This window comes from Streptomyces viridiviolaceus, assembly GCF_014650995.1.
GTDB classification, from domain to species: domain Bacteria; phylum Actinomycetota; class Actinomycetes; order Streptomycetales; family Streptomycetaceae; genus Streptomyces; species Streptomyces viridiviolaceus.
On the sequence record NZ_BMWA01000007.1, the window covers coordinates 349,701 to 357,733 of the forward strand.

The window sequence follows — 8,033 nt, forward strand, 5'->3', positions numbered from 1 at the left end:
GCCGTGCGCCTCACCGGCGAAGGGTCAGCGCCCCGTTGTGACGGACAGCGAATGGCGGAAGTAGTTCGACGGGTCCCAGCGGTCCTTGACCGCCTGCAGCCTGCGGTAGTTGCCCTTGTAGAACAGGGTGTGCCAGGGCAGGTCGGAGCGGTTGTGGCGCGGATCGGCCATGTCCGTGTCGGGGTAGTTGATGTAGCAGCCGTCGGTCACGCCGTCGATCTCCGGAACGCCCCCGGTCTCCGCGAAGACGTCCTGGTACCAGTCCCGGATCCAGCGCATGTAGCGCGCGTCGTGCTTCGGGTCCGACCAGATGTTCTGGAAGATCACCTTGAAGACGGAGTCGCGCTGGGCGCTCGCCGTCGCCTGCGGCTCGACGCCGTTGATCCGGCCGCCGAAGGACAGCAGCACCAGGGTCGTGTCCGGGTTGTCCAGCTCGGGGTCGGACAGGAACCGGTACAGCGAGGCGACCTGGTGGTCGGTGAAGTTGCGCCGGAAGTAAGCCGACTTCAGCCCCACCCGCGCGATCGGGTTGGCGCCCACCGGGTCGGGGGCACCGAGCATCCGCGCCGCCGCCAGCCACGGCAGCTCGGTCGGCCGGAACTGGTTGGGCATCGCGGCCAGTTCGCCGCTGGGACACTCCATCGGCACCGGCTCGATGCCCGTGCCGTCGAGCAGCTCCTCCAGATAGGCGTCGAGCAGGGCGCGCGCGTCGGGGATCGTCGCGTCGATCTGGGTGTACAGGCTCAGCCGGCCGAACCCCTTGGCGTTGACGTTGAACAGGCTGCTCAGGTGGCGGTACCGGTCGTCCGGGCCGCTGTGCCGCTCGTGCCAGTCGCCGAAGTTCTTCAGCAGCCGGCCGAACGAGGCCTCGTCGAGCTGCTCCCAGGGGAAGTCGAGGGCGCTGGTCCACACCCGGGAGGGCGGGTTGACCAGTTGGTCGCCGGGCCGGCTTCCGGTGGCGTCCGGCGAGCGGAACCAGTACCGGACCGCCAGCCCGAAGTTGCCGCCGCCACCACCGGTGTGCGCCCACCACAGATCGCGGTTGGGATCGTCCTCCTCGCGGGTGGCGACGACCGTGCGCACCTTGCCGCGCGCGTCCACGACGACCACCTGCACCGCGTAGAGGTGGTCGACCACCAGGCCGTACGCCCGGGACAGCATGCCGTAGCCGCCGCCCGACACATGACCGCCGGCGCCCACGCTGTGGCAGACACCGCCGGGGATGGTGACGCCCCATCCCTTGTAGAGCGCCTCGTACACGTTGTAGAGGCGGGCGCCGGCGTCCACGTAGAACGCCCGGAACTTCGGGTCGTAGCCGACGCCGGTCATCTCGGAGAAGTCCAGGATGACCTCCACCTCGGGGTTGCAGGTGAAGTCGGCCACGCAGTGGCCGCCGCTGCGCACCGACAGCCGCTTGCCGGAGCGGTACGCCTCGCGCAGCGCTCTTTCGGCGTCCGCCGCGGAGCGGATCATCCTGATGTACTCGGGACGGGCCACGAAACGCTTGTTGATGCCGGTGGTCAGCAGTTCGTAGCGGGGGTCCCGAGGAGAGACGGTCGCGCCGGTGCCGGCACCGGGCGCCGCGGCAGCCGTCGGCGCGGTGGCCGCCAGTGCCGCGGTACCCGCCGCGGCGGCACCACCCGCCAGAACGGACCGACGGCCGAGACGTGCAGAAGACATGGTTTCCCCTCTTGGCTGGGGTGGGACGTGATCGTGCCGGGGCCTCGGCCACGGGCCGAGTGGGTGGCTGTGCCGCGGCCACGGTGCCGGGGCTTCTCCGCACCCGTCTCCCCGCGCTCCGCACGCTCGCCGGCTCGCCGTGGGGACACGACCGGTGGGTCCGGCGCGGACGGCGTACGTCCGCCGAGAGCGGGCCGCCGCGTACCCACCGCGGCCGGCCGGGGCACGGAACGACGCTAGAACGGCCGCGGCCGGCAAGCCACTGATGACGCGAGTAGTCGACGGCTACCCACCCCTACCGGCGCGGGTAGAAAACGCCGGGAGCTGCGGATTCGCCTTGAGGGCCGTTCCGAACCGACCCTATGGTCGTGCCGCACCGGGGCCCCGCGGCACTGCCGCCACCGGCCCGGTAAACGCCCCCGACACACCAAGGGAACGGGTCTGAGCGCATGGACATCGTCAGGAATCTCGAAGGCAGGACGGCTCTGGTCACCGGAGGCAACCGGGGGATCGGTGCGGCGATATCCCGCCGGCTCAGCGCGCACGGGGCCGACGTGGCGCTGACGTTCGCCCGGAACAAGGACCAGGCGGAGGAGGTCGCCGAGGAGATCCGCGCGGCGGGCAGTCGCGCCCTGGCCGTGGCCGCCGACGCCGCCGACCCGGAGGCCGTCCGCGCGGCGGTGGACGCCGTCGCCCGCGAGTTCGGGCGCATCGACATCCTGGTCAACAACGCCGGCTACATGGACATGTCGATGCCGGCCCTGGAGGAGACGTCGCTGGAGGTCCTGGACCGCACGCTCGACGTGAACACCCGCGGCGCCTTCCTCACCGCCCAGGCCGCCGCCCGGCACATGGGGGAGGGGGGCCGCATCGTCAACGTCGGCAGCTGCCTGGCCACGCACGTCCCCGGACCGGGCATGACGGCGTACGCCATGAGCAAGGCCGCCCTCTCCGGCCTCACCCTCGGACTGGCGCGCGACCTGGGGCCGCGCGGGATCACGGTGAACCAGGTCGCTCCCGGCTCCATCGACACGGACATGAACCCTGCGGACGGCCCCAGCGCCGAGTACCAGCGCTCGCAGAACGTCTTCGGCCGCTACGGAACGGCCGACGAGATCGCCCACACCGTGGCCTACCTCGTCTCGCCCGAGGCGTCCTTCGTCACCGGTGCCGCGATCGCGGTGGACGGCGGATCCAACCTCTGATGCGCGCGCTCGTCGTCGATCACACCGCACCCGGCGGGCTGCGGCTCACCGAGGTCCCCGACCCCGTTCCGGGGCCGGACGAGGTGCTGGTCCGGGTCGCCGCCGCCTCCCTCAACCACGGCGAACTGCCGCAGACCGGCAACGCCACCGCCCCGGACGGCTCGGTCCCCGGCTGGGACGCCGCCGGCACGGTCGAGAAACCCGCCGCCTCGGGCGCCGGTCCCGGCGCCGGTACCCGCGTCGTCACCTGGGGCTGGTCCGGCGGCTGGGCGGAGCTGCGCGCGGTGCACGTCGACGAACTCGCGGCGCTCCCGGACGAGGTCGACTTCGTGCGGGCCGCGGCGCTGCCCGTCGCGGGCCTCACCGCCCTGCGCGCGCTGCGCCGGGCCGGGGTGCGGCCCGGCCAACGGGTCGCCGTCACCGGCGCGTCGGGCGGGGTCGGCCACTTCGCCGTGCAACTCGCCCGGCTCCAGGGCGCCGAGGTGGTCGCCGTCGTAGGCGACGCGGCACGAGGAGCGGGCCTGGCGGAGCTGGGCGCGGACCAGGTGGTGACGAGCGCCGCCCGGATCGGCGGCCCGGTCGACGTCCTGCTCGACAACGTCGGCGGTCCGCTGCTCGGGGAACTCCTCGACGTCATGGCCGATGACGGGACGGTGGTCTCCATCGGGGCGACTTCGGGACGCGAGACACCACTGGCGCCCTACCGGCTGGTGGAGAAGCGGCTGACCCTCGTCGGTATCCAGGCCGGTGGCCGTACCGGCGCCGACCTCGCCCATCTGGCCCGGCTGCTGGGCGAGGGTCGCCTGCGGGTGACCGTGGGCCGGGAGGCCGACTGGCGGTCGGCCGGCCAGGCGGCGCAGGACGTCGTCGCCCGCCGTGTCCGCGGCAAGGCGGTGCTGACCCTTTCCTGAACCAGCCGCCCCGTCCCGCCGTCCACCGTTTTCCGAAGCGCGTCGCCGAATTTTCGGCGGCGCGCTTTCGCTGTGTTTCGCACCACAGGATACGAGCGGAAATCTACTCACCCGAGTAGTCAAGTAGTCGGACAACGGCCCGAGTTATCAGTGGCCATTCCCAGGACCGGCTGACTAGCTTATTTCCCAGAGCTTCGAGAACGAATCGTGAAACTGCCGACCGGGAGCCAGGCGTTTTTCCGGCCCGGCTGCCGAGTGAATCGAGGACCCGTGTCCACGACCGTCTACTCCAACGCACCCCGAATCGACATCCCGGAGCCGGCCGCCGACGCCGTCGACCTGCGCTCGGCCATGCGCCTGTTCCCGACCGGCGTCGCCCTGCTGTGCACCGGCAGCGGCGAGCGGGCCGTGGGAATGACCATCAACGCGCTGATGTCGGTCTCGCTGACACCGCCCCGCATCCTGGTCAGCGTCCTGAACACGGCCCGCGCCCACCCCGTCCTGTGCGACAGCCGGTCCTTCGCGGTCCACCTCCTGAGCGACCGGCAGGCGGCGACGGCCGGACTGTTCGCCTCCCGCGACAAGCCGCTCGGTACGGCCCTGGAGGCCGCCGTCGAGCGCGACGTACTGCCGGTCGCCCTGGCCACGCTGCGATGCTCCGTCGAACAAATAGTCCAGGCCGGGGACCACAGCCTTTTCCTCGCCCACGTGGACTCGATCGGACACGGCGCGGACGACGGCGAACCGCTGGTGTTCCACCGCGGAATTATCGGTACGAAAATCAAGTGAGGTGTGCCTTGTCCGTTCTTCCCGCAGGAATTCCCACCGCATCGATACGCGCGGTCGGCGAGACGTCGCAGCCCCTCCCGCCCGGGGCGAATGTCAGCATGTTCAGCCCGCGCGACATCTACGGCGTCGTGCGCCCCCGCACGGTCGAGGAAGTACGCGAGACCGTCCGTGCCTTCGCCCGGACCGAAGGCGGTCCCCGGCTCCAGGCCCTGAGCACCGGCCGCAACTGGGGCCTCGGCTCCCGTGAACCGGCCCGGGACTCCGTCGTCACCATGGAACTCCAGGGCCTCGACGCGATCCGTGACCTCGACGTCGAGGGCGGCTGGGCGATCGTGGAACCGGGCGTCACCCAACTGCGCCTGGCCGAGCTGCTCGACGGCACCGACCGGATGCTCAACGTCACCGCGTCCTCCGGGCACACCAGCGTGCTGGGCAACATCGTCGACCGGGGGGTCGGCCTGCGCCGGCAGCGCACCCTGGACCTGGCCGGGCTCGAAGTGGTCCTCCCCGACGGCGAGTTGCTGCGCGTCGGCTGGTGGCCGCACGGCGAACACCCGGGTGCGGTCAACCCGCAGGGCCTCGGCCCGTCGCCGCTGGCCCTGTTCACCCAGTCCGACCTCGGCATCGTCACGGCGGGCGTGGTACGGCTGCTGCCCCGCCCCGAAGCCCAGTGCGTCCTGCGCCTCGGGTTCGACAGCGGCCGGCTGGTTCAGGCCATCGACGAACTGCGCCGCTGGACGGCACAGGGACTCGTCTCCGGGGTGCTGAAGGTCTACGACACCGTCTCCACCCAGTCCTACGGCGGCCACGCGGACGAGTACCTGGCCCACCTGTGCGTCAGCGGCACCGAACGGTCCGTGGCGGCCGTCAGCCGGGTCCTCGGCGAAGAGGCCGGGGCGAGCGGACTGTTCACCCGGGTCCTGCGCTCGGACGAGCATCCCCCCGCAGACGACGACATGGTCGCGCAGGCGGTCGAGCGGCTCTACGCGGGCGACCCCTCGCGCAACGAGACGATGCTCCGCTCCGCCGTCGGCCAGGACGCGGACCGGGTCGACACCGAGGGCGGCGGATGGCTCTTCTTCCTGCCGCTGATCCCCTTCACCGGCCGCGCCGTCGCCCGCGCCCAGGAGCTCCTGGCCCAGGTCCACGCCGAGACCGGGGTCCGGGCCGGTTCCACCATCAACGCCCTGGACGCGGACGTGGTCGACCTCGTGGTCTCCTTCCGCTTCCCGCGCACCGCACCGGACGCCCGGCGTGCGCACCGCGCGCTCGACCGGACCTACGAACTGTTCGCCGAAGCCGGCTTCCACCCCTACCGCCTCGACTCCGACCACCACCAGTGGGTGGACCGGCTCTCCGGCGACCCCGCCGCACGGGCCTTCGTCCGCCGGCTGAAGCAGACCCTCGACCCCCGCCTGGTCATCGCACCCGGCCGGTACGCCTGAATCACCACCCCCCACTGGAGGACAACGTGACCATCACAGAGCAGCGCCACTTCGAGGAGTCCGAGGCCCCCGGCACCGCGGAGGCGATACTGCGGCAGGCCCGGGAGGCGGTGCCGTTCCTGCGGGAGCGGGCCGCGGACATCGAGGCGGGCCGCAGGCTGCCCGAGGACGTCGTCGCCCTGCTCCGCCGCAACGGCGTCTTCCGCGCCGCCGTGTCGAAGGACCGCGGCGGTCCGGAACTCACCTCCATGCAGCAGACCGAGCTCATCGAGACGCTGGCCACCGGCGACGTCTCGACCGCCTGGTGCGCCATGATCGGCATGGACTCGGGCATCTACGCGGGCTACCTGGAGGAAGCGGCCGTCCAGGAGTTCTACGGCGACCTGGACACCCCGAACTCCGGCTGGATCCACCCGCAGGGACGCGCCGAACGCGTGCCGGGCGGCTACCGGGTGTCGGGACACTGGCGGTTCGGCAGCGGCTCCACCCACTGCGAGGTGCTCGTGGCGGGCTGCCAGGTCTTCCGGGACGGCGCGCCGGAGACCGACCCCGTCACCGGTGACCCGGTGCACTGGCGTGTGATGGTGGCCCGTCCCCGGCAGTACGAGATCGTGGACACCTGGTACACCACGGGACTGGCCGGCAGCGGCAGCTGCGACTACAAGGTGACCGACCTGTTCGTCCCCGAGGAGCACTCCTTCTCCTTCCGGGTGCCGCGGCGCACCGGCCCGCTGCACGCCACCCCCGACGCGATCCTGCGCAAGATGTCCGGCGTACCCCTGGGGATGGCGCGGGCGGCCATCGACCACGTGCGGGACCTCGCGCACACCCGTGTCGACCGGGAGAGCGGAACGCCCTGGACCGCGAGCCCGCGGGTGCAGACGGCCCTCGCCACGGCGGAGATGGAGCTGGCCGCGGCACGCGCCGCCGTCTACACCAGCCTGGAGGAGCAGTGGGCCGCCCTCGAACGGGGCGACGAGACCACGGCACGGCAGCGCACCGCCACCGCCCTGGCCCGCTACCACGCCTTCCGCACCGCGCGGAGCATCGTGTCCTCCCTGTTCGACCTGGTCGGCGGCTCCTCCATCTACCGCGACAGGTCCCCGCTGGACCGCTGGCTGCGCGACGCCCACACCATGCGCCAGCACGCCGTGGCCCAGGACTCGATCCTGGAGCTGACCGGACAGGTACTGCTGGGAGGCGAGTCCCGCAGCCCGTTCTTCTGAGGGCCACCGGCATCGCAGGTCTGCCCAGGCGCCAAGAGATCCCTAAGGACGAAACCGTGTCGTACAGCACCACCTCCCCGACGAACAGCTCCGACCACCACCACGACCACGAACACCCCCGGCAGCCGGACCGTGACGTCCTCCACGTCCCGGCGGGCCAGGGCCGGTCCGTGTGGCTCAGCGGTGACGCCTACACCGTGAAGCTGACCCATGAGGAGTCCGGCGGTTCCCTGACCTTCCTCGAGGCGTCCGTTCCCCCCGGAGGAGGGCCTCCGCTGCACATCCACGCCGACGCGGACGAGGCGTTCTACCTGCTCTCCGGTGAGCTGGACATCACGGCCGGCGGGCGCACCTACGAGGTACGCCCCGGAGACTTCGTCTTCATCCCGAAGGGCACCGCCCACCGGTTCCGCAACAACGGCATCCACACCGCGCGCCAGCTGCTGCTGTTCAGCCCGTCGGGAGTCGACCGCTTCTTCCTGGAGGCGGGCGCGCCGCCGGTCCCGGGCACCCCGCCGCCGCCCCCCGAGGCCGAGGACCTGCCCCGGGTCGTCGCCATCGGCGAGCGCCACCATCTGTACCAGGCCGCGGAGGAACCCCGGTGAGCACCCGACTGCTTCCCCCGAAACCCGCTGTCGTCACCCCCGACCCGGCGGCCCCCGCCACCGGGCAGGCCGTCGAGGCCCGGTACTCCTGGCGGGACCTGCCCGCGGCGCAGCAGCCCGAGTACCCCGACCCCGAGGCTCTGCGCGCAGTGATCGCGGACCTCGAGTCGTA

The 8,033-nt window shown here is 71.9% G+C and carries 7 protein-coding genes; 6 read left to right on the forward strand and 1 reads right to left on the reverse strand.

Annotated elements, in window-relative coordinates; genetic code table 11:
• Positions 1–24: 24 nt before the first annotated feature.
• On the reverse strand, positions 25–1,680 hold the full coding sequence (locus IE260_RS12495; protein ID WP_189870966.1) for an FAD-binding oxidoreductase: 1,656 nt from the start codon (positions 1,678–1,680) through the stop codon (positions 25–27).
• A gap of 449 nt (positions 1,681–2,129) precedes the next feature.
• On the opposite strand from IE260_RS12495, the gene IE260_RS12500 reads away from it, so the two are divergent.
• From IE260_RS12500 to IE260_RS12525, 6 genes are all read left to right on the forward strand, one after another.
• On the forward strand, positions 2,130–2,885 hold the full coding sequence (locus tag IE260_RS12500; RefSeq protein WP_189870968.1) for an SDR family NAD(P)-dependent oxidoreductase: 756 nt from the start codon (positions 2,130–2,132) through the stop codon (positions 2,883–2,885).
• A complete protein-coding gene (locus tag IE260_RS12505) occupies positions 2,885–3,796 on the forward strand; it encodes a zinc-binding dehydrogenase (RefSeq protein ID WP_189870969.1) in 912 nt (303 codons plus the stop codon). Before IE260_RS12500 ends, IE260_RS12505 begins: the two co-directional genes overlap by 1 nt.
• Before the next feature lie 270 nt (positions 3,797–4,066).
• Positions 4,067–4,585 carry a flavin reductase family protein gene (locus tag IE260_RS12510; protein WP_189870971.1) on the forward strand — a complete coding sequence of 173 codons (519 nt, stop codon included), beginning with the start codon at positions 4,067–4,069 and terminating at the stop codon, positions 4,583–4,585.
• Between the two features lie 98 nt (positions 4,586–4,683).
• Positions 4,684–6,030, forward strand: a complete 1,347-nt coding sequence (locus IE260_RS12515) for an FAD-binding oxidoreductase (RefSeq protein WP_189870973.1) — start codon at positions 4,684–4,686, stop codon at positions 6,028–6,030.
• Between the two features lie 26 nt (positions 6,031–6,056).
• Positions 6,057–7,256, forward strand: a complete 1,200-nt coding sequence (locus tag IE260_RS12520; protein ID WP_229880686.1) for an acyl-CoA dehydrogenase family protein — start codon at positions 6,057–6,059, stop codon at positions 7,254–7,256.
• 56 nt (positions 7,257–7,312) lie between these two features.
• A complete protein-coding gene (locus IE260_RS12525) occupies positions 7,313–7,861 on the forward strand; it encodes a cupin domain-containing protein (RefSeq protein ID WP_189870975.1) in 549 nt (182 codons plus the stop codon).
• Positions 7,862–8,033 lie beyond the last annotated feature (172 nt).

Coding starts and splice junctions, on each gene's coding strand:
- IE260_RS12495 (WP_189870966.1), bottom strand. CDS start 1,680: ATGTCTTCTGCACGTCTCGGCCGTCGGTCCGTTCTGGCGGGTGGTGCC.
- IE260_RS12500 (WP_189870968.1), top strand. CDS start 2,130: ATGGACATCGTCAGGAATCTCGAAGGCAGGACGGCTCTGGTCACCGGA.
- IE260_RS12505 (WP_189870969.1), top strand. CDS start 2,885: ATGCGCGCGCTCGTCGTCGATCACACCGCACCCGGCGGGCTGCGGCTC.
- IE260_RS12515 (WP_189870973.1), top strand. CDS start 4,684: ATGTTCAGCCCGCGCGACATCTACGGCGTCGTGCGCCCCCGCACGGTC.